This is a genomic window from Streptomyces sp. NPDC001513 (assembly GCF_042894695.1).
Taxonomy (GTDB): Bacteria; Actinomycetota; Actinomycetes; order Streptomycetales; family Streptomycetaceae; genus Streptomyces.
In genome coordinates this window covers 1-20732 of record NZ_JBIAVU010000029.1, presented here as the reverse complement: position 1 = coordinate 20732, position 20732 = coordinate 1, and the positions used below count along the sequence as shown (strand labels likewise).

At 72.2% G+C, this 20732-nt stretch carries 23 protein-coding genes; 18 read left to right on the top strand and 5 right to left on the bottom strand.

Going from position 1 to position 20732, the window contains the following annotated elements; translation table 11 throughout:
• The first annotated feature begins 43 nt into the window (after positions 1 to 43).
• The 5 genes from ACFYZ4_RS39630 (at position 44) to ACFYZ4_RS39610 (ending at position 5786) form a co-directional block, all read left to right on the top strand.
• Positions 44 to 790, top strand: coding sequence for a GNAT family N-acetyltransferase (locus tag ACFYZ4_RS39630; protein WP_351302249.1), 747 nt, complete (start codon positions 44 to 46; stop codon positions 788 to 790).
• A 171-nt stretch (positions 791 to 961) separates the two neighbouring features.
• Entirely contained in the window at positions 962 to 2173 is a 1212-nt protein-coding gene (locus tag ACFYZ4_RS39625; protein WP_390786293.1) for an LLM class flavin-dependent oxidoreductase, read from the top strand.
• A 21-nt stretch (positions 2174 to 2194) separates the two neighbouring features.
• Positions 2195 to 3574, top strand: a complete 1380-nt coding sequence (locus ACFYZ4_RS39620; RefSeq protein ID WP_351302243.1) for an NtaA/DmoA family FMN-dependent monooxygenase — start codon at positions 2195 to 2197, stop codon at positions 3572 to 3574.
• The gene (locus ACFYZ4_RS39615; protein WP_351302240.1) at positions 3571 to 4617 is read left to right on the top strand and encodes an LLM class flavin-dependent oxidoreductase; all 1047 of its coding nucleotides are present in this window, start codon (positions 3571 to 3573) and stop codon (positions 4615 to 4617) included. Before ACFYZ4_RS39620 ends, ACFYZ4_RS39615 begins: the two co-directional genes overlap by 4 nt.
• Positions 4618 to 4628: 11 nt before the next feature.
• Positions 4629 to 5786, top strand: a complete 1158-nt coding sequence (locus tag ACFYZ4_RS39610) for an LLM class flavin-dependent oxidoreductase (RefSeq protein ID WP_351302237.1) — start codon at positions 4629 to 4631, stop codon at positions 5784 to 5786.
• On the opposite strand, the gene ACFYZ4_RS39605 is transcribed toward ACFYZ4_RS39610, so the two are convergent.
• The gene (locus ACFYZ4_RS39605; RefSeq protein WP_390786292.1) at positions 5761 to 7194 is read right to left on the bottom strand and encodes a glycoside hydrolase family 16 protein; all 1434 of its coding nucleotides are present in this window, start codon (positions 7192 to 7194) and stop codon (positions 5761 to 5763) included. The genes ACFYZ4_RS39610 and ACFYZ4_RS39605 overlap by 26 nt on opposite strands.
• 291 nt (positions 7195 to 7485) lie before the next feature.
• Entirely contained in the window at positions 7486 to 7704 is a 219-nt protein-coding gene (locus ACFYZ4_RS39600; protein WP_351302231.1) for a hypothetical protein, read from the bottom strand.
• 284 nt (positions 7705 to 7988) lie between these two features.
• Between ACFYZ4_RS39600 and ACFYZ4_RS39595 the strand changes: the two genes are divergently transcribed.
• The gene (locus tag ACFYZ4_RS39595; RefSeq protein WP_390786291.1) at positions 7989 to 8237 is read left to right on the top strand and encodes an acyl-CoA carboxylase epsilon subunit; all 249 of its coding nucleotides are present in this window, start codon (positions 7989 to 7991) and stop codon (positions 8235 to 8237) included.
• A 50-nt stretch (positions 8238 to 8287) separates the two neighbouring features.
• On the opposite strand, the gene ACFYZ4_RS39590 is transcribed toward ACFYZ4_RS39595, so the two are convergent.
• Entirely contained in the window at positions 8288 to 9925 is a 1638-nt protein-coding gene (locus ACFYZ4_RS39590; protein WP_351302867.1) for an FAD-dependent monooxygenase, read from the bottom strand.
• Positions 9926 to 10201: 276 nt separating this feature from the next.
• Here ACFYZ4_RS39590 and ACFYZ4_RS39585 point away from each other — a divergent pair, with 276 nt between their 5' ends.
• The 10 genes from ACFYZ4_RS39585 to ACFYZ4_RS39540 all read left to right on the top strand — a co-directional run bounded on the left by ACFYZ4_RS39585 (position 10202) and on the right by ACFYZ4_RS39540 (position 18007).
• Positions 10202 to 11299 carry a SchA/CurD-like domain-containing protein gene (locus ACFYZ4_RS39585; protein ID WP_351302870.1) on the top strand — a complete coding sequence of 366 codons (1098 nt, stop codon included), beginning with the start codon at positions 10202 to 10204 and terminating at the stop codon, positions 11297 to 11299.
• Positions 11300 to 11408: 109 nt separating this feature from the next.
• The gene (locus tag ACFYZ4_RS39580; protein ID WP_351302873.1) at positions 11409 to 11852 is read left to right on the top strand and encodes a cupin domain-containing protein; all 444 of its coding nucleotides are present in this window, start codon (positions 11409 to 11411) and stop codon (positions 11850 to 11852) included.
• Complete coding sequence (locus tag ACFYZ4_RS39575; RefSeq protein WP_384349818.1) at positions 11849 to 13120, top strand: beta-ketoacyl-[acyl-carrier-protein] synthase family protein; 1272 nt, start codon at positions 11849 to 11851, stop codon at positions 13118 to 13120. The genes ACFYZ4_RS39580 and ACFYZ4_RS39575 overlap by 4 nt, the downstream gene beginning before the upstream one ends.
• Complete coding sequence (locus tag ACFYZ4_RS39570) at positions 13117 to 14355, top strand: beta-ketoacyl synthase N-terminal-like domain-containing protein (RefSeq protein WP_390786290.1); 1239 nt, start codon at positions 13117 to 13119, stop codon at positions 14353 to 14355. The genes ACFYZ4_RS39575 and ACFYZ4_RS39570 overlap by 4 nt, the downstream gene beginning before the upstream one ends.
• 25 nt (positions 14356 to 14380) lie before the next feature.
• Positions 14381 to 14635 carry an acyl carrier protein gene (locus ACFYZ4_RS39565; RefSeq protein WP_351302882.1) on the top strand — a complete coding sequence of 85 codons (255 nt, stop codon included), beginning with the start codon at positions 14381 to 14383 and terminating at the stop codon, positions 14633 to 14635.
• Position 14636: 1 nt separating this feature from the next.
• Positions 14637 to 15116, top strand: a complete 480-nt coding sequence (locus tag ACFYZ4_RS39560) for an SRPBCC family protein (protein WP_384349812.1) — start codon at positions 14637 to 14639, stop codon at positions 15114 to 15116.
• Between the two features lie 20 nt (positions 15117 to 15136).
• Positions 15137 to 15478 (top strand): TcmI family type II polyketide cyclase, encoded by a 342-nt coding sequence (locus ACFYZ4_RS39555; protein ID WP_351302888.1) that lies wholly within the window; start codon positions 15137 to 15139, stop codon positions 15476 to 15478.
• Positions 15479 to 15595: 117 nt separating this feature from the next.
• Positions 15596 to 16303, top strand: coding sequence for an NADPH-dependent FMN reductase (locus ACFYZ4_RS39550; protein WP_390786289.1), 708 nt, complete (start codon positions 15596 to 15598; stop codon positions 16301 to 16303).
• A 64-nt stretch (positions 16304 to 16367) separates the two neighbouring features.
• Positions 16368 to 17285, top strand: a complete 918-nt coding sequence (locus tag ACFYZ4_RS39545) for a MurR/RpiR family transcriptional regulator (protein ID WP_351302892.1) — start codon at positions 16368 to 16370, stop codon at positions 17283 to 17285.
• Between the two features lie 335 nt (positions 17286 to 17620).
• Positions 17621 to 18007, top strand: coding sequence for a hypothetical protein (locus ACFYZ4_RS39540; protein WP_030723417.1), 387 nt, complete (start codon positions 17621 to 17623; stop codon positions 18005 to 18007).
• A 15-nt stretch (positions 18008 to 18022) separates the two neighbouring features.
• Here the strand turns inward: ACFYZ4_RS39540 and ACFYZ4_RS39535 are convergent, their stop codons facing one another.
• Both ACFYZ4_RS39535 and ACFYZ4_RS39530 read right to left on the bottom strand, forming a co-directional pair.
• Positions 18023 to 18397 (bottom strand): toxin Doc, encoded by a 375-nt coding sequence (locus tag ACFYZ4_RS39535; RefSeq protein WP_390786288.1) that lies wholly within the window; start codon positions 18395 to 18397, stop codon positions 18023 to 18025.
• A gap of 67 nt (positions 18398 to 18464) precedes the next feature.
• Positions 18465 to 19307 (bottom strand): serine protease, encoded by an 843-nt coding sequence (locus tag ACFYZ4_RS39530; RefSeq protein WP_351302897.1) that lies wholly within the window; start codon positions 19305 to 19307, stop codon positions 18465 to 18467.
• A gap of 207 nt (positions 19308 to 19514) precedes the next feature.
• Here ACFYZ4_RS39530 and ACFYZ4_RS39525 point away from each other — a divergent pair, with 207 nt between their 5' ends.
• Positions 19515 to 20045, top strand: coding sequence for a hypothetical protein (locus ACFYZ4_RS39525; protein WP_351302900.1), 531 nt, complete (start codon positions 19515 to 19517; stop codon positions 20043 to 20045).
• Positions 20046 to 20089: 44 nt separating this feature from the next.
• A complete protein-coding gene (locus ACFYZ4_RS39520; protein ID WP_351302903.1) occupies positions 20090 to 20338 on the top strand; it encodes a hypothetical protein in 249 nt (82 codons plus the stop codon).
• Positions 20339 to 20732: the final 394 nt, after the last annotated feature.

Sequence of the window (20732 nt, the reverse complement as noted above, 5' to 3'; positions counted from 1 at the left end):
ACCCCCGGCCCCCGGGCCGCGCCACGGACGGAGAGCCCGCCCCATGACCACGAACGCAGGTCCCGCCACGCACGTCCTCGACAACCCCGCCTGGGCCTCGCTGTCCGGCGCGCACGCCGCCTTCGCCGAGCGGGCGGTCCGTCCCGGGGCCGGCCCCTCGTCCCTCTCCCGCGCCGCCCGCTATCCGTCGGACGTCTCGCCGTTCGCCGCCCTCGCGGACCCGGCCGACCCGGAGGCCTGGGCCGACCTGCGCAGACTGGTCGGTGACGGCGGGACCGCCGCGCTCGCCGGCGTACTGACCCCGCCCGACGGCTGGGAGACCGTCGGCACGGTCACCGGCGTCCAGCTGGTCGACACCTCGCTGCGCGCCGAGCCCGCCCCCGAGGCGGTCAGGCTCGGCCCCGGCGACGTACCCGAGATCCTCGGCCTCATCGAGCTCACGAAGCCCGGTCCGTTCCTGCCCCGCACCGTCGAGCTGGGCACGTACCTCGGCATCCGGCACCGGGGCCGGCTGATCGCGATGGCCGGAGAGCGGCTGCGGCCGCCCGGCTGGACCGAGATCAGCGCGGTGTGCACGCATCCCGACCACCAGGGCCGGGGGCTGGCGACGCGGCTGGTCCGCGCCGTCGCCGCGGGCATCCGGGAGCGCGGCGACGTCCCTTTCCTCCACACCGCCGCGAGCAACACGACGGCGATCCGACTGTACGAGTCGATCGGCTTCACCCTGCGCCGCCGCCCGTCCTTCACGGCGGTCCGCGCGCCCGGCAACACCGCTGCCAACTTCTCTTAATATTCAGGTCATTGTATGACACCGCTATGAGGCATAGCGTTTCGAAGAGACAGTGACGACGGGCCTGGACAGTGATGACGGGCCTTTTCCCCGCCCTCTCGTACGCCCTCATATTCGCGACGCGCATCGGCCCTTTCTTTCGCCCGGCCGATCAGGAAGGCGTAATTCGACGTGTCCTCATCCCTGCCCGCATCCGCATTCCCCTCCGCATCGGCATCCTCCGGACCGCTGCACCTGGCCGTCGCGCTCGACGGCGCCGGCCGGCACCCGGCCGCCTGGCGCGAGCCGGGCGCCCGGCCCGGTGAGATCTTCACCGCCCGCTACTGGGCCGATGCCGTGGCCGAGGCCGAAGCCGGACTGCTCGACTTCGTCGCCTTCGAGGACTCCCTCACCCTCCAGTCGTCCTCGGCGGACGGGCCCGACGGACGCACGGACCGGGTCCGCGGGCGGCTGGACGCGGTGCTCACCGCTGCCCGCGTCGCACCGCTGACCCGGCACATCGGACTGGTCCCGACGGTGACGGCCACCCACACCGAGCCCTTCCACATCTCCAAGGCGATCGCCACCCTCGACCACGTGAGCCACGGCCGCGCCGGTCTGTGGATCCAGGTGTCCGGACTCCCGTACGAGACACGGCACTTCGGCCGCCGGGCGGCCCCGCTCCCGGAGGCTGAGTCCTACGCGGAGGCCGCCGACCACGTCGAGGTGATCCGGCGGCTGTGGGACAGCTGGGAGGACGACGCGGAGATCCGGGACGTGGCCACGGGCCGGTTCGTCGACCGCGACAAACTGCACTACATCGACTTCGAGGGCCGGCACTTCCGTGTGCGGGGGCCGTCGATCACCCCGCGCCCGCCGCAGGGGCAGCCCGTCGTCGGCGCGTCCGGCGACGGCGAAGCCTCGTACGCGCTCGTCGCCCGGTCCACGGACATCGGGTACGTGGCCGCGCACGACGCGGACGGTACGCGGGCCGCCGTCGCGGCCATCCGGCGGGCCCGGGGGGCGACCGGGCTCGCGGCACAGCCGCTGCACCTGTTCGGAGACCTCACCGTGTACCTGGACGAGGACGCCCCGGCGGCCGTCGCCCGCCTGGAGCGCCTGGACGCGCTCGCGGGCACCTCGTACGGCGGCGAGGGCGCGGTCTTCGCCGGAAGCCCCGGGCAGCTGGCCGACCTGCTCCTGGAGCGCCGGGAGGCCGGTCTGTCGGGCTTCCTGCTGCGGCCCGGTGTGATCGCCCGGGACCTGCCCGCGATCACCCGGGGGCTGGCACCGGAGCTCCGGCGGCGCGGGGTCTTCCGCCGGGCGTACGAGGCGGACACCCTGCGCGGACTGCTGGGCCTGGAGCGCCCGGCCGGCCGCTACGCCGCCCACCCCGCCGCCTGATCCCGGACCGGAAGGACCGTCATGAGCAGCAAGCCGCTCAAGCAGATCCATCTCGCAGCCCACTTCCCGGGCGTCAACAACACCACCGTGTGGAGTGACCCGGCGGCCGGCAGCCACATCGACTTCGACTCGTTCGTCCACTTCGCACGGACCGCCGAACGTGCCAAGTTCGACTTCCTCTTCCTCGCGGAGGGGCTGAGGCTGCGGGAACAGGGCGGGCAGATCTACGACTTGGACGTGGTCGGCCGCCCCGACACCTTCACGGTGCTCGCCGCGCTGGCGGCGGTCACCGAGCGCCTGGGCCTGACCGGCACCATCAACTCCACCTTCAACGAGCCCTACGAGGTGGCCCGCCAGTTCGCCTCGCTCGACCACCTGTCCGAGGGCCGGGCCGCCTGGAACGTCGTCACCTCCTGGGACGCCTTCACCGGCGAGAACTTCCGGCGCGGCGGGTTCCTGCCGCGCGAGGAGCGCTACTCCCGGGCCAAGGAGTTCCTGGCCACCGCCACCGAGCTGTTCGACTCCTGGGACGGCTCCGAGATCCTCGCCGACGCCGGAACGGGCGCCTTCCTGCGGGACGCGCGGGCCGGGGCCTTCGCCCACCGGGGGCAGCACTTCGACATCGAGGGCCGCTTCAACGTGCCGCGCAGCCCGCAGGGCCGGCCGGTGATCTTCCAGGCGGGCGACTCCGACGAGGGCCGTGAGTTCGCCGCCTCCGGCGCCGACGCGATCTTCGGCCGGTACGGGACGCTCGACGCGGGCCGGGAGTTCTACGCCGATGTCAAGGGCCGCCTGCCCAAGTACGGGCGCACACCCGACCAGTTGAAGATCCTGCCCGCGGCCACCTTCGTCCTCGGCGACACCGATGCCGAGGCCCGCGAGGCGGCCCACGAGGTCCGCCGCCTCCAGGTCAGCGGGCAGACCGCGATCAAGTTCCTGGAGCACGTCTGGAACCGGGACCTGTCCGGCTACGACCCCGACGGCCCGCTGCCCGAGATCGACCCCGAGGTCGGGGAGAACACCATCGCCCTCGGACGGGCGAGCGTACGGGAGTTCCGTGACCCGATCGCCACGGCCCGGCAGTGGCGCGCGCTCGCCGAGGCCAAGAACCTCTCGATCCGCGAACTCGTCATCTCCACCACGGCCGACCAGACCTTCGTCGGCTCCGCCGCCACCGTCGCCGGGCAGATCGACACGCTGGTGCAGGCGGACGCGGCCGACGGCTTCATCCTCGTCCCCCACATCACCCCGGGCGGACTGGACGTCTTCGCCGACACCGTCGTCCCGCTGCTCCAGGAGCGGGGGGTCTTCCGCACCGACTACGAGGGCACCACCCTGCGCGACCACCTCGGGCTCGCGGTGCCGCAGGCGGCGTCCGGCCGGCAGGCCGCGCGCTCATGAAGTTCCTGGCCATCACCCTCATCACGGACTCCGCGGATCCGGTGACGGGCGCCCTCACACCCACCCGTGAGCGGTTCCGCGAGGTGGTCGACGCCGCGCTGCTCGCCGAGGAGCTCGGCTTCGACGGCTTCGGGGTCGGCGAGCGCCACGAGCGGCCGTTCCTGTCGTCCTCGCCGCCCGTGGTGCTCAGCCACATCGCCGCGCTGACCCGCCGGATCCGGCTGTTCACCGCCGTGACCACCCTGAGCCTGCTGGACCCGGTGCGGGCGTACGAGGACTACGCGACACTCGACCACCTCTGCGACGGCCGCCTGGAGCTGATGATCGGCAAGGGCAACGGCACGGCCCAGCGCGAGCTGTTCCACGTGACCCCCGAGGACCAGTGGGAGCGCAACGCCGAGGCCTACGAGCTGTTCCGGCGGATCTGGCGCGAGGACAAGGTGAGCGCCGAGCCGCGCTTCCGCCCCGCGCTGGCCGGCGCCGAGGTGCTGCCGAGGCCCTTCCAGCCTGCCCTGCGGGTCTGGCACGGCAGTGCGACCAGCCGGGAGTCCGTCGATCTCGCGGCGCGCTACGGAGACCCGCTCTTCTCGGCGAACGTCACCCACCCGATCGGCCCGTACGCCGAGCTGGTCCGCCACTACCGGGAGCGCTGGGAGCACTACGGGCACGACCCGGCCCACGCCGTCGTCGGCGCGGGCACGGCCGGCTACCACGCGGCCCCCACCTCGCAGCAGGCGGTGGCCGCCTACCGGCCGGCGTTCGCCCGGTACCTCGCCTTCCACCGGCAGCAGGGTCTGGAACCCGTTTTCCCGACCCTGGAGGACTTCGTCGAACGGAGCTCGGCACTCGTCGGCAGCCCCCAGCAGGTGATCGAGAAGGTCCACCGCTACCACGAGGCCTTCGGCCACACGGCCCTGCACCTCCAGGCGGAGCCGGGCGGGCTCACCCCCGCGGAGCACCGGGCCTCCCTCGAACTCTTCCAGGCGCAGATCGCCCCGGTGCTCCGCCGCGAGATCCCCGACCCTTCCTTTCCCGACCTGTAAGGAGCCCGGCCATGTCCGGCATCCCCCTCGGGGTCCTCGACCTCGTCCCGGTCCCGTCCGGTTCCACCGCGGCCGAGGCCCTGCACCACAGCATCGACCTCGCCCGGCAGACGGAGGCCTTCGGCTACGCCCGCTACTGGTTCGCCGAGCACCACCTCAATCCGGGGGTCGCCGGGACCTCCCCGGCGGTCGTGCTCGCGCTGACCGCCTCCGCGACCTCGACCATCCGGATCGGCTCCGGCGCCGTCCAGCTCGGCCACCGCACCGCCCTGTCCACGGTCGAGGAGTTCGGCCTGATCGACGCACTGCATCCCGGGCGCCTCGACCTGGGGCTGGGGCGCTCGGCGGGCCGGCCGCAGCCGGGGGCCTCGCAGGACCCTCCGTTCGAGGGGCACACCCCGAACGGACTGCGCATCCCCGCCCGGTTCTCCTTCGCGCACCTGCTGGGCCATCCGCGGGTCGCCCTCCAGCAGCGGCTGCTGAACCTGCCCGGTGCCCAGCCCCAGGACTACGCCGAGCAGATCGACGACGTCCTCGCGCTGCTCCGGGGCGACTACCGCTCCCCGGAGGGGGTGGAGGCACATGCCGTCCCCGGTGAGGGGGCCGACGTACAGGTGTGGATCCTGGGCAGCAGCGGGGGAGTGAGTGCGGAGACCGCGGGCCGCAACGGGCTGCGGTTCGCGGCCAATTACCACGTGAGCCCCGCTTCGGTGCTGGAGGCGGCCGAGGGCTACCGGGCCGCCTTCAAGCCCTCGGCCGAGCTGGACCGGCCGTACCTGACGGTGTCCGCCGACGTCGTCGTCGCCGAGGACGACGCGACCGCCCGCGAACTGGCCACCGGATACGCACCCTGGGTGCGCAGCATCCGTACCGCCGAGGGCGCCATCCCCTTCCCCACGCCCGCCGAGGCGCGGGCGCTGCCCTGGACGGAGGCGGACCGGGAACTCGTCGCCGACCGCGTGGAGACGCAGTTCGTCGGCTCGGCACGGACCGTCGCCGATCATCTGGAGCGGCTCCAGGAAGCCACCGGGGCCGACGAGTTGCTGATCACCACGATCACGCACGACCACGAGGACCGGGTCCGCTCCTACCGCCTGCTGGCCGAGGAGTGGCGGCGTCGCCGACGTGGCCCTCGGGACCGGCTCAGTGCCCGAAGTCGAACCAGTTGACGTTCACGAAGTCGGCGGGCTGGCCGCTGGTGAAGGTCAGGTAGACGTCGTGCATGCCCGTGACGGCGGTGATGTTCGCCGGGACCGTGCGCCAGCTCTGCCATCCGCCGGTGCCCGCGATCGAGAAGCTGCCGACCGGAGCCGAGGTACGGCTGTCGAGGCGTACCTCGACGAGCCCGCTGACCCCGCCGGCCGCGCCGCTCGCCACGCGTCCGTAGAATTGCCTCGCCGGTGTGGAGCCGAAGTCGACGCCCCTGAACAGGGCCCAGTCGCCGTTGCCGATCGACGCGAGGTCCTCGCCGCCGCCGGAGTCCGTGGTGGTCTCCTTGACCACGCCCGCCTGGCCGTCGTACGACTCGGCCTGGATCGCGGAGTACGCGTCACGGTTGCCGGCCGGCGGGGTGGTCGGGGGTGTCGTGGGCGGGGTGGTCGGGGGAGTGGTGGGCGGGGTCGTGCCGCCGGTCGAGCGGAGGACGGACACGTAGTCGACGACCATGGCGTGGCCGGGCTGGGTGCCCGCGTCGGGACCGCCGCCGAAGGCATCGGGGAAACCGCCGCCCATGGCGACGTTGAGGATGATGAAGTAGCCGTGGTTCGTGGCGTTGGTCCAGGTGGTCGCGTCCACCTGATTCGCCCGTACGGTGTGGAAGTTGAGGCCGTCGACGTAGAAGCGCATCTCCTCGACCGCGGTCGCGCGGTCCCACTCCACGGCGTAGGTGTGGAAGCCGCCCTGGCAGCTGGTGCCCGGGCACACGTGCTGGCCGCCGATGCCGGACGTCTCGTTGCAGGGTCCGCCGGGGCTCGTGCCGCAGTGCACGGTGGCCCAGACGTTGTTGATGCCCTGGACGTTCTCCAGGATGTCGATCTCACCGATGCCGGGCCAGTTCCACCAGTTGCCGCGGTACGGGGCTCCGAGCATCCAGAAGGCCGGCCAGTAGCCCTTGGCCGCCGGACCCGTGACGTTCGGCATCTGGATGCGCGCCTCGGTGCGGAGCGTGCCGCCCGCCGGGGGCTGGAAGTCGGACCGCCTGGTCTCGATCCGGCCGGACGTCCAGTTGCCGGCCGCGTCCCGCCTCGGCGTGATGCGCAGGTTGCCCGTGCCGTCGAGGGAGACGTTGGAGGGGTCGGCGGTCATCGTCTCTATCTCGCCGGTGCCGAAGTTGGCGGGTCCGCCGGGGTAGGAAGTGCCGGTGGTGTACTGCCAGTCGGCGGTGTTCACCCCGGATCCCGCGGCTCCGTCGAACTCGTCCAGGAACACCCGGGACCAGCCGGCCGGGGTGGGGGGAGCGGCGGCGCTCGCGGGCAGTGCCACGCCCGCGGCGGCCGCCGCGACCACGGCGATCGTGCTGAGCGCGGCCAGGACGGCCCGCCGGACCGTCGGTCGTGTCCTGCCGGATGTCTCACGCATGGGTGCCCTCTCTGAAGCGCGGTGAGGCGCGGTGCGGGGGAAGAGCCGGGACCACCGTTTTGAGAGCGCTCTCAGAACGGCGCCGCTGGACACTGTGGCTCCCCGCCCTCACGGCCGTCAAGAGATTGAACCGGGAAAGGGCTTACGTGCAGGGGGAGTTCAAAAAGTGAACGCATGCATCGTCGGCGCCTTCCGCGAGGCCGCCGGTGACGCCTCCGTGATGCCTTGCGCGAGGCCGCCGGCGGCGCCGGCGGCGGACGGAGCTCACCCGTGCGGCCCAACCCGCCCCGCTCAGAAGGCCGGACCGAGCACATCCTCCGCTCCCGGCAGGTCGTGGACGTCGACCGCCGTCCCGGTCAGGGGCAACAGCCCGGCCAGCGGGCACTCCCCGGGCATCTCGTGGTCGACCTCCCACTGGCCGGCCGTGTTCCCGCCGGAGTGGTCCGTGATGCAGACGGCGTACAGCCGGCCGGCGCAGCCCCGGCACAACAGGGGCCCGTGGCCGGTCACGACAGGCCCCGCGGCGGCGCCGCGCCCGCCCGGGTACCGCACCCCGGACCGCAAGTCCCCGGACGGCACGTCCTCGGAGTGCCGGGTCCGCCGCGCGCTTGTAGCGTCGGTCGCGACAGGAGTCCTGGTGACCCGACAGGAGTCCGCCGGCCGGTTCGCACACGCGGAACACGTCCCGTCAGCGCACCGAGCCACCCGTGTGCCGCCCGTGTCGGCGCCGATCCGGTCCGCCCCTCGTGCCGCGGCCGGGCGCACGCGCAGCCCCCGTGAGAGAGGCCGTGCCGATGTCGAACGATGTCCCGATAGCGAGCCTGCTGCGTGTGGAGCGGGGCGTTGCCGCCCCGGAGGAACTGGCCGCGCTCGCGGTCGTCATCGCGTGTTACGCGCACCGGAACTCCCCTGACCGTGACCGGGACGGAGACCGGGCCCGGGCGCGCGGTGCGGCGGGCGGCGGCGTCGGATCCGAAGCCGGCCGCCGCCGTGCCGTCCGGCCCGACCCCGGCTGCTGGGCGGGCTGCTGGGCCTGCCGCTGAACCCCTTCCGCCGGCCGCGTGCACGGCCGGCGGAAGGGGAGACGAGGTGGTCACGCCCGGCGCAGCACCGTCGAGAGGACCTCGTGCAGCGTCGCCCGGGGGTCGGCGACCGCGCCCTCTGAGCGCCAGGCCACGAACCCGTCCGGCCGTACGAGCACGGCGCCTTCGGCGCTCATCGCGTGGACCTCGCTCCAGTCGGAGCCGCCGCCGTCCTGGACCAGGTCGGCAGCCGGCCCGGAACCGATGGTGTAGGCGTCCAGCCGCACCGGGAGCTGCTCGGCCACCTGCTCCGCGGCCGCCCGCCACGGCGAGCCGACGCCGCTCAGCAGCACGAAGGAGCGCTCGTAGAGGTCCAGGGTGGAGATCCGCTCACCCGACCGGGTCAGCCACATGTGCGGGGCCCTGGTCCCGGTGGCGCCGACCATGTGCAGCTTCTCCGGGATGACGGGCCGGCCGGGCTCGCCGCCGACGAGCGCGCCGCTCGGGTAGCAATAGCCCATGGCCGTGGTGAGCACCCCGCTGCCCGGCCCGCCGCCCATGGTGGGCGGGGGCGCGTACCCCGGGTGGCTGTGCTCCGCCGAACGGGCCGACGCGCGCTCACTGGTGGCCCTGGCCACCGGCAGCCGCTCGGCCTCGTAGGTCTCGAGCAGCCCCATGCCGGCCGAGCCGTCCAGTACCGCGGCGATCTTCCACGCCAGGTTGTGCGCGTCCTGGATGCCCGTGTTGGAGCCGAAGGCCCCGGTGGGGGACATCTCGTGGGCCGCGTCCCCGGCGAGGAACACCCGACCGGACGAGTACCGCTCGGCCACCCGTTCGGCCGCATGCCACGGCGCCTTGCCGCCGATCTCCACGTCCAGGTCGGGTACGCCGATCGCGTCGCGGATCTGGTCCACGCACCGCTCGTCGGTGAAGTCCTCCAGGGTCTCGCCGTGCTCCGGGTGCCACGGGGCGTGGAAGACCCACTGCGTCTGGTTGTCCACCGGCAGCAGGGCCCCGTCGGCCCCCGGGCGCATCAGGTAGCAGACGATGAACCGCAGGTCGCCCAGCACCTGGACGAGCCGCTCCGAGCGGAAGGTGACGCTGACGTTGTGGAACAGCTCGCCGTTACCCGTCTGGGGGATCCGCAGCTGTTCTCTCACGGGACTGCGCGGCCCGTCCGCCGCGATCAGGAAGTCCGCGCGGACCGTGCTGTGCTCGCCCGTCAACCGGTCCTTCACGACCGCGTTCACTCCGGTGGCGTCCTGGTCGAAACTCATCAGTTCGGTGGAGAACCGCACGTCCGCGCCCTGCGCGCGGCTCTGTGCGGCCAGCACCGGCTCGATGTTGTTCTGGCTGCACAGGCACCACCCGGTCGGGCTGAAACGGGCGATCGCCCCCGACGGATCGATCGACTTGATCAGCCAGTTGTGGTCGCTGCGGTCGGTCAGTGACCGGGCCTGCAGAATGCCCTGAATGCCCTCCAGTACGGACGCCGCCTGGCGGATCGCGCGCTCCGCCCCTGCCGTGCGGAACAGCTCCATCGTCCGGGCGTTGATGCCGCGGCCTCGCGGGTGCGGGGACGTACCGGAGTGCTTCTCGACGAGCAGGTGCCTCACTCCGTGGCGGCTCAGGAAAAGCGAGGTGGACAGGCCCACGAGGGAGCCGCCCACGACGAGAACCGGTACGCGAACATCGGCGTTGTCTTCCATCAGCTGCGGGCTCCTGTTTTCTGTGTGGGGGAGTGGAGTCTTTATGCCCCCGATCCGCGATCAGGCCCAGTTGATTCGCCGGTTGTCACCCGCTTGATCCGGACATGTAGCGGTACGTCGCCACCCGGATGACGATGAGCGACAGCGGCTCCCCCTGAGACGCGCCGGCCTGCCCGTTCCCCACGGAGGCGGCCGCCGGCCCGGGCGGACGCCACCGGTGACGGACGAGGGGTCCGTACGCGATGGATCTCCACCCCCTCATGAAGGAGTGAGTAGATGACAACCACCCTGTCCGAACGGGTGTCGCAGTCAGCCTTCGACGGCTCCATGCTCCGGGTCGTCCTGCTGATGGATCTCCACGAGGGGACCCAGCAGCAGTTCTTCGAGGCGTACGAACAGCTCCGCCACGACATCGCGTCGGTCCCGGGCCACATCAGCGATCAGCTGTGCCAATCCTTCGAGGACCCCTCGCAGTGGCTCATCACCAGCGAGTGGGAGAGCGCCCCGCAGTACCTCGCATGGGTCAACAGCGAGCACCACGCCGAACAGGTGAAGCCGCTGGGCGCGTGCGCGCGCAACATGCGCCCGCTCAAGTTCACCGTGCTGCGCGAGACCGGCCGCGGCTACGACCAGGCGGCGCGCCCGACCACGGCGCGCCTGCAGACCACACCCAGGCTGGGCGCGGGAATCGTGCGCCACGCCCTCACCTTCACCGTCAAGCCGGGCAGCGAGAAGGAGGTCGCGGCCATCCTCTCCAGCTACGCCTCCCCGGCCGCCCGCGTCGACGCCCACACCCGCCTGTGCCGCACCTCGCTCTTCATGCACGGCAACCGGGTGGTCCGCACGGTGGAGGTCCAGGGCGACCTGGTGACGGCCCTGCGGCACGTCTCGGAGCAGCCCGAGGTACGCGCCGTCGAGGAGGCGATCAACCCCTACCTCGAACAGGACCGGAACCTGAACGACCCGGAATCCGCGCGCATGTTCTTCATGCGGGCCGCGCTCCCGGCGGTCCACCACATCGCCGCCACCGAGTCCGACCCCGCCGATGTGCAGCGGCACGCGGTGTTCTACCCGGCCAAGCCCGGCTGCGGCGCGGCGCTCGCCAAGTTCCTCGCCCGGCAGGACGAGGCGGCCGCGCACCGCCCGAAGAGCCCCGTACGGAGCAGCAGCATCTTCCAGCGTGACGACATCGTCGTCCGCCTCATCGACGTGCGCGGCCCGCTCGACGCCCAGCCCGACATCACCTTCGGCATCTCGGGCCCGCGCAAGGAGGCCGTGCTCGCCCGGCTGACGGCCGCGCCCGGCGGGCGCGTTCGCCCCGCGCACCACACCATGAACCTGATCACCGACCGCCGGGCACCCGCGCAGTCCTGATCCCCGCCGGGGAATCCATCCGGAGCACGACCCCCCTCCCCTCGCTCCACCCCCTGTCTCGACCCCCATCCCCGTCCAGGCTCTCCCCACACGCCAGGAGGAACCCGCCATGACCAGACAGCGCCCACGCATCGTGGACCTCAGCGAGACGCCGCCCAACCGCCGGCGCGGAGGCGATCTGAGGGCCGTGCTCACCCCGACGTCGGTGGGCTCCACCAGCGGCTTCATGGGCATGGCGATCATGGCCCCCGGGGAATCCATCGCCGAGCACTACCACCCGTACTCCGAGGAGTTCGTGTACGTGGTCGCCGGCCGGCTGGAGGTCGACCTCGACGGCGAGGCCCACCCGCTGCGCACCGACCAGGGCCTGCTCGTCCCCCTCAACGTGCGCCACCGCTTCCGCAACGTCGGGGACGTCGAGGCCCGCATGGTCTTCCACCTCGGCCCGCTCGCCCCGCGCCCCGAACTCGGCCACGTCGACACCGAGGAGGCCCCGCACCCGGAGAGCACCGCCTGGGAGCAGCCTCCGGACCGGACGGGAGCGGTCTCGTGACCCGCCGGAGGGTGGCCGTCACCGGAGTCGGAGTCGTCGCGCCCGGCGGGATCGGCGTCCGCGACTTCTGGGACCTGCTGTCCAACGGCCGGACGGCGACGCGGGGCATCAGCCTTTTCGACCCGACGGGGTTCCGCTCCCGGATAGCCGCCGAGGTCGACTTCGACCCCGCCGCGCACGGCCTCGACGAGGGCGAAGCGGCCCGGGCGGACCGGTACATCCAGTTCGCCCTGGTCGCCGCCCGTGAGGCCGTACGCGACGCGGCACTCGACCTCGGCACGGACGAGGCCTGGCGGACCGGCGTCTCCCTCGGCACGGCCGTCGGAGGCACCACCCGTCTGGAGCACGACTACGTCGCCGTGAGCCAGTCCGGCTCCTGGTGGGACGTGGACCACAAACTGGCCGGCCCGTTCCTGCACCGCGCGTTCACACCCGCCACCCTTGCCTCCGCCGTCGCGGAGGAGGTCGGGGCGCGGGGCCCGGTGCAGACGGTCTCCACCGGCTGCACCTCGGGACTCGACGCCATCGGGTACGCCGTCCACTCCATCGCGGAGGGCCGGATGGACGTCTGCATCGCAGGCGCCTCCGACTCACCCATATCGCCCATCACCGTGGCCTGTTTCGACGCCATCAAGGCCACCTCGCCGAACAACGACGACCCGGCCCACGCCTCCCGGCCGTTCGACGCCGACCGGGACGGGTTCGTCCTCGGCGAGGGCGGCGCCGTCCTCGTACTCGAAGAGCTGGAACACGCCCGCGCCCGCGGTGCGACCGTCTACTGCGAGATCGGGGGCTACGCCACCTTCGGCAACGCCCACCACATGACCGGCCTGACCGCCGAGGGCCTGGAGATGGCCCGGGCCATCGAAACCGCCCTGGCCCAGGCCGGGGTCGGCGCCGACGAGATCGACTACGTCAACGCGCACGGCTCCGGTACCAAGCAGAACGACCGCCACGAGACCGCGGCGGTCAAGAAGGTCCTGGGCGACCACGCCTACAAGACGCCGATGACCTCCATCAAATCCATGGTGGGTCACTCCCTCGGCGCCATCGGCGCCATCGAACTCGCGGCCTGCGTACTCGCCATGGTCCACCAGGTGGTGCCGCCGACCGCGAACTACGAGACGCCCGACCCCGAGTGCGACCTGGACTACGTGCCCAAGGTCGCCCGGGACCGGAAACTGCGCAGCGTGCTCTCCGTGGGCAGCGGCTTCGGCGGCTTCCAGTCGGCCGTCGTCATGACCCGGCCGAAGGAGGAGGTCTCGTGACCAGCCGTACGGTCATCACGGGCATCGGGGTCATCGCCCCCAACGGCGTGGGCGCGGGCGCCTTCTGGAAGGCGACCCAGTCCGGACTCAGCGTGCTCGACCGCGTCACCCGGGCCGGCTGCGAACACCTGCCGCTGCGCGTGGCGGGCGAGGTCCGGGGCTTCGACCCCGGCGCCATGGTCGAGGACCGATTCCTCGTCCAGACCGACCGCTTCACCCACCACGCCCTGGCCGCCGCCGACCTCGCCCTGGAGGACGCCCGGCTCGGCCGGGCCGACTACGAGGGCGATCCCTTCTCCTTCGGCGTCGTCACCGCCGCCGGCTCCGGCGGCGGCGAGTTCGGCCAGCGCGAGCTCCAGCACCTCTGGGAACAGGGGCCGCGCTTCGTCGGCCCGTACCAGTCGATCGCCTGGTTCTACGCCGCCAGCACCGGCCAGATCTCCATCCGCCGCGGGCTGAAGGGCCCCTGCGGGGTCGTGTGCAGCGACGAGGCGGGCGGACTGGACGCCTTCGCGCACGCCGTCCGCGCGATCCGCCAGGGCAGCCGGGCCATGCTGGTCGGGGCGACGGAGGCGCCCCTCGCGCCGTACTCCATCGTCTGCCAGATGGAGTACGAGGGGCTGAGCACCTCGGACGACCCCGAGCGCGCCTACCGGCCGTTCACCGACAAGGCCTGCGGATTCGTCCCCGCCGAGGGCGGCGCGATGTTCGTCGTCGAGGACGAGCAGGAGGCCGGCCGCCGCGGCGCCACGGTCCGGGCCGTCCTGGCCGGCCACGCCGCGACCTTCACCGGCACCCGGCGGCGGGACGCCGCCGGCGAGGGACTGGCCCACGCCATCCGGGGCGCGCTCCGGGAGGCCGACTGCGCGCCGGAGGAGATCGACGTGGTCTTCGCCGACGCCCTGGGAACCCCGGAGGCGGACGCGGCCGAGGCCGCCGCCCTCACCGCCGCCCTCGGCGCGTACGGGCGGAAGGTGCCGGTCACGGCGCCCAAGTCCGGTACGGGCAGGGCGTACTGCGCCGCCCCCGCCCTCGACACGGCGGCCGCGATCCTGGCCCTGGAGCACGGTGTGGTGCCGCCGACCCCGAACGTCTACGACGTGTGCCACGACCTCGACGTGGTGACCGGCAGCGCCCGCCCCGCGGAGCTGCGCACCGCGCTCGTGCTGAGCCGCGGCCGGATGGGGTCCAACTCCGCGCTCGTCCTGCGCAAGGGCGCGTCGGCGAACGAGTAGCCCCTCGTAGGAAGAGAGAACCCAGATGTCCGACCGACTGACCCTGGAGGAGCTGGCGGTGCTGATGAAGACCGCCGGAATCACCGTCGATCCCACCGAGATGGCACGCCGTCCGGACTCCGCCTTCGACGAGTACGGCCTCGATTCGCTGGGCCTGCTCGGCGTCGTCGGCGAACTGGAGAACCGGCGAGGGCGGGCCCTGCCCACCCACGCCGACCGCTGCAAGACCCCCGGGGAATTCCTCGACCTCGTCAACAACAGCCTGATGACCGGAGCCTGACATGCCAGGACACACCGAGAACGAGATCACCGTCAACGCGCCCGTGGACGTCGTGTGGGAGATGACCAACGACCTCCCGAACTGGCCGCAGCTGTTCAGCGAGTACGCCTCGCTGGAGATCCTCGACCAGGAGGGCGACACCACCCGCTTCCGCCTGACCATGCACCCCGACGAGAACGGCAAGGTCTGGAGCTGGGTCTCGGAGCGGACCGTCGACCGCAAGGGCCTCACCGTCCGGGCCCGGCGCGTGGAAACGGGCCCCTTCGCGCACATGGACATCCACTGGCAGTACTTCAAGGTGCCCGGCGGCACCCGGATGAAGTGGACCCAGGACTTCGCGATGAAGCCCGACGCGCCGGTCGACGACGCGTGGATGACCGACAACATCAACCGCAACTCCCCGATCCAGATGGCCCTCATCCGGGACAAGATCGAGCAGCGCGAGCGCGAGAACCGCACGCCCGCCGTCAGCCGAATCTGAAACGAAAGGCAGGCACCCGGATGAACCAGCCGCACCGCGCTCTCATCGTCGCCCGCATGGCACCGGGCTCGGCGCCCGACATCGCCGAGCTCTTCGCGGGCTCCGACGCGGGCGAACTGCCGCACCTCGTAGGGGTCACGCGCCGCAGCCTCTTCCAGTTCGGCGACGTCTACCTGCACCTGATCGAGTCGGACCGGCCGCCCGGCCCGGCCATCGCGAAGGTCACCGAGCACCCCGAGTTCCGGGATCTCAGCGACCGGCTCACGGCCTACATCAGCCCGCACAACCCGGAGACCTGGCGCAGTCCGAAGGACGCGATGGCCCACGAGTTCTACCGCTGGGAGAACCCCGGCGCGAAGTGACCCGGCGGCCCGGACGGGACCCGCACACCGGTGTGTGCGGGTCCCGCCGCGCGTGGCCCGTCCACGCGTCCGTTCCGGCGTCGGAGCAGCCGACAACGCCGACCACAGGGAGAGGGCATGAACCCGACCGACACCGACCATTTCCCGGCGGACCCGGCCCGCCCGCACGAGGACGCGTTCTCCCGGTCCTCGCTGCGCGTGCTCGTCCTGTCCGGGTCCTCGCGCACCGGCTCGGTCAACGCCCGGCTCGCGTCCCTGGCCGCCGCCCTGGTGGCCAGGGCCGGCGCCGTCGCGGACGCCGCCACGCTCGCCGACTTCCCCATGCCGCTGTACGACGGCGACGCGGAGGCCGACGAGGGCGTGCCGCCGGGCGCACTGGCCCTGTGCGAGCGGCTGGAGGCCGCGCAGGCGCTGGTGATCGCCTCGCCCGAGTACAACGCCTCCCTCCCCGGCGCGCTGAAGAACGCCGTCGACTGGGCCTCGCGCCGTCGCCCGCAGCCCTTCAAGGACAAGCAGACCCTGCTCGTCTCGGCCTCGCCGTCGATGGTCGGCGGCAACCGCGGGCTGTGGGCCCTGCGGGTCCCGCTGGAGCACCTCGGAGCCCGCGTGTACCCCGACATGTTCAGCCTGGCCAACGCCCACCACGCGTTCTCCGACAACGGCGCCCTCGCCGACCGGGGCCTCGCCGCGCGGCTGACCTCGACGATCGACTCCTTCCTCGCCCTCGCCGAGGCGGACACCCGCTACGCGCACCTGCGGCACTGCTGGTACGAGTTCCTCGGCGACCGCACCGACGCCCCCGTCACCGCCCGCGCCGAGGACTGATCATCAACGACCACGGGGCGTGAGCTATGTTGGAACGCGAGTGACGTGAGAAGGAGGCCCTCCGGTGTCATCGGGGCAGCAGGCACGCGCGCAGGCGGCCGCGATCAAGCCGAGCGGCCAGTCGTCGGAGGAGGTCCGCCCCCCGGCCGACCGACTGCTCGCCCTGTTCGACGGCCGGCGCCTCTCGCCGGGCCAGCGCCGCATCGCCCAGTACCTGATCGACCACCTCACCGAGGCCGCCTTCCTGTCGATCACCGAGCTCGCCGAGCGGGTGGGCGTGAGCCAGCCCTCCGTGACCCGCTTCGCCTCCTCCCTCGGCTTCAGCGGCTACCCCGCCCTGCGCGACGTGCTCCAGCCGATCGCGCTGAGCGCGGTCGCCGGCGCCCCGGACACCCGCGAGCAGATCCGCCGCAACGAACTCCAGGCGGCCGTGGACGCCGAGATCGAGAACCTGGAGAACGTGCGCCGGCTGCTCGCCGACACCAACCAGGTGCTGGACATCGGCCGCGAGCTGGCCGCCTCGGTGCCCCTGACCATCCTGGGGCTGCGCATCTCGGTCTCCCTGGCGGAGTACTTCGCGTACGCGGCCCGGCGCATCCACCCCGACGTCCGGCTGGTGACCCGCGGCGGCAGCGTCGCCTTCGACGCGCTGCTCCAGTCCAGGGCGGCCGGCGGCACCTGGGTCCTCGCCTTCGCCATGCCGCGGCACGCCAAGGAGACCCTGGCCGCCATCCGGGCCGCCCGCAGTACGGGGCTGCGCGTGGTCCTGATCACGGACCCCACCCTGGGGCCGCTGGTGGACGAGGCGGACGTGGCCCTGACGGCGGGGACCGGCTCCCGCCTGGTCTTCGACTCGTACGCGGCGCCCGGCATGCTCTCCGCGGCCCTGCTCCAGTCGATGGCCGACGCGGATCCCGAGCGGACGCAGGCGCGCCTGGAGGACTACGAGCAGGTCGCCCACCACCACGGCTTCTTCCTGTAGGGCGGTTCGCTCCGGTTTGGGCGCCCGCTCGCCCGCTCCACCAGGGGATATTCAGCTTTCGACGTGCATGAAATTTTTCATACTCTTGCTTACTCGACGGTATATATGTTTACTGACGACGGCGCTCCGGATCCACCAGATGCCAAGGAGGACGACCCCACGTCCTCCCGAACGCACGCACGGCACGACGAACCTCCTCACGTCGCGGCCGCGCGGTCGAGTCCAGGCTTTCGGATCCCGCAGAGCGCCCATGGCGGCCTCGGTCAACCCCTGGGCCGAGGCCGCCCACCAGAACGTCTCGATCAGAGCTTCGACACCACTCGGAAGTGACGAGAATGCCCCAGACGGCCACGTTTACGCTCAGCCCGGACTGGCCCTTGCAGGTCAAGGCGCCCGGAACGCACGACTGGGAGCGCACGGCCACGCGCTGGCTGCGGGACCTGCTTCCGGCCCGCTACGGCGGCTACCTCACGCTCACCCGCCACCACGCGCTCCTCGCCCGCCACGTCCAGCTCCAGCTGCAGCACGAGATGCGTGCCGTACGGGCGGCCCTGCAGACCAGCCGGGCCGAGCTGCCCACGATGGGCATAGCCGAGACGGTCATCGAGAACTCGATCAGGATGTACGCCCTGGAGCTCGAGCAGCTGAGCCGACTCGCCCGCGGCGCGCGCCTGGTCTCCGACGCGCTCCTCGTGGGCACGCCCGCCCAGCGCAGGCGCTGACGGCCCCGCCCGACGTCAGGCGGGCTGCCAGGACCGCAGCCGCGCCGCCACGTCGTAGACGCTCACGCGCAGCATGCGGATGTCGGTGATCAGGTCGCGCCACTGCGCGTAGGAGGCCTCCACGGCTGCGCCGGAGGCCTCGATGTACGCGACGGCGACCCCGTAGGCGAAGTACTCGTTGGAGTCGGGGAGCGGCCGGAGCAGGACGATCGCGTCGAGCAGGGCGGCCGCGCGCCAGTAGGCGTCGGGGTCGTCCACTTCCAGGCTGGGCGTGTTCACCCGGTGCCGGGCGACGGCGGCGACCAGGGCGGAGTGGTCGGCCACCTCCACGTCCTTGAACAGCGCCTCCTGCCGCTCCAGCAGCCAGCGGTGATCGATGTGCAGTTCCACGCGTCCGAGTATCCCCGCCCGGAGCCCGGCCGTGGGGCTTTTCGGGACGGGCGGGGACGTACTGCGGTTACGGCTTCGGCAGCAGGCAGCCGGGGCGGTTCAGGTCGATCTTGTTGCCGGGGGCGATGCAGGGGACGATGATGTACGTCTCCTGGGCGTAGTTGATGCCCTGGCGGACCGTCACGTTGCCGTTCTGGTCGACCTCGCACGGGTTGTTGTCGGTGCAGCGCCCGCCGTCCTCATTGCCCGTGTTGTTGACGGCGACGACCTTGCCGGTCGTCGTGTCGATCACCGGCGAGCCGGAGGTGCCGCCGATGGTGTTGCAGGACGAGGTGTAGCGGACCGAGTCCTTCCAGGTCCAGGCGCCCTCCTTGAGGCGGTAGGCGAAGCCGTCCACGTTGCAGCTGTAGATCCGCTTCCAGTACCCGGAGACCACCTTGATCGCCGAACCCTGCGCGGGGCGCACGTCGTTCAGGGTCAGCGCGGTGATGCCGTACTGGCTTTGGATCTGGGCGTAGGTCTTGGTGAGCTGGTAGATCGAGACGTCCGTGTCGGTCATCGTGCCGTACGCGATCTTGCTGGCCCGCAGGGTCGCGACCTTCGAGCCCGACGCGTTGAGCAGCGAGAAGGAGCGCGAGGACGGCCGGTCCTTGACGACCTCGCCGGCGGCCGGGAATCCGGTCTCCAGACAGTGCCCGTTGGACAGTACGAGCGCGGGGTCGTTCGGCTGGGAGGCGGGCGCGCGGACGACGGAGCCGGAACAGTTGCTGAGTGCCACGGTGCCGGCGTAGTTGACGGCGACGGCGGGCGCCGCGGGCGCGGCCTGGGTGTTCGGCGCGGCGACGGCCGGGGCGACCGCTGCTCCCATCAGGAGCAGCGAGAGCAGGGCACCGGCGAGAGGCTTCTTCATGTGGGGGTTCCCCTCTGCTGACAATGCGACCGAAGATCCTTCGGTTGTCATGTGCATTGTTGAGACACTTGCCTCAAGTCACAAGAGGGCATGGTGAGTTGGAGCCACCACCGCAGGAGGGGTCCCGGACGGCCCCGGAGGCTCCCGGATCTGACCGCCGCACGGGTGTTCCGCAGCACACGCTTTGCCTCCTACGGTCTGTGCACCATGGGTTCCGGATCGGGAGGCAGCGTGAAGCGCGAGATCGACATCGACCAGCTGGTGACGGCGATGAAGGCGGTCGACGAGGCGGGGCGGCTCTTCGAGGAGGCGCACGCGGTGTACGAGGCGCGCGGCCTCAAGCGCAACAGCGACGACTTCAAGGTCGCCGGCGGCTCCGTCCAGACACTGCAGGGCGCCGAGGAGATGGCTCTCGGGACCCGGCGGTTCCTCACCGAGCTGGCGCTGGTCGTCGGCTACGCCACCGCCGGCTTCGAGGAACGCGTGGGCGGGAGATCGGCGACGGCCCGGACCGGTTTCTCCGGCATCTCCGGCGGCGCCGCCCGCATGGCCCGCCCGCTGCTGGAGCCGACCCGGCGGGGACTGCGGCTGCTGCTGGACGTCGACTTCTTCGAGCCGGTCTTCAAGGCCGAGATCGAAGAGGTCCTCCTGGCCGAAAAGGCCACCTACCCCGATCCCTCGACGTTCCGCATCCCGGCGGCGGGGGGCGCCGCTGCCACGGTCGGCCGTACGCCCTGAGCCCCCGGGGTGCCGGGCCGCCGCCCGGGGGCGAGGCTGGGGGTATGCGTCATGCGCCCGTCGTCGTACACCGGATCTTCCCGTCGGGAGGCCGGCAGGTGACCCTGCGGACCGCGAGCGGAGAGCAGTCCCTCGGCCTGGCCCACTCGGACGAGGACGTCATCGAGTTCCTCCGCCGGGCCGGCATGCCGGACCCCGACGACGTGGTCCTCGGCGGCACCGAGCTGGTGGAGTGGGCCGCGGACACCCCCCACGTGTACGAGGCCGACCCACCCACCGACGACGTCCCGTGAAGCCGCGCCCGCCGTCACCCGCACCCCCGTGCCGGGCGACGACGGGCCGCCGCTCCCCGGCCTGGCCCCGCCACTGGGTTCCGCCCCCAGCCCCCGCGCCTCAATCGCCGGCGAGGCTGGATGGTGCGGCGAGGCCGAATGGTGCGGCTCAAAGACCGGGGCTCCGCCCCGCACCCCGCGCCTCAAACGCCGGCGAGGCTGAAATAGTGCGGCGAAGCTGGATGGTGCAACGAGGCTGAAGTGTGCGGCCAGGCCAGATTGGGGCGGCCCGGGTGAAAGGCCGCAGGGCCGGGATCGAACCGGGCCGGTTGGGCCGGGGTCGGGTGTGTGTCGGGGTGATCCCCGCAGGGCGCCGAACGCAACGAGGCCGATCTCTCCGACCCCTCGACACGTT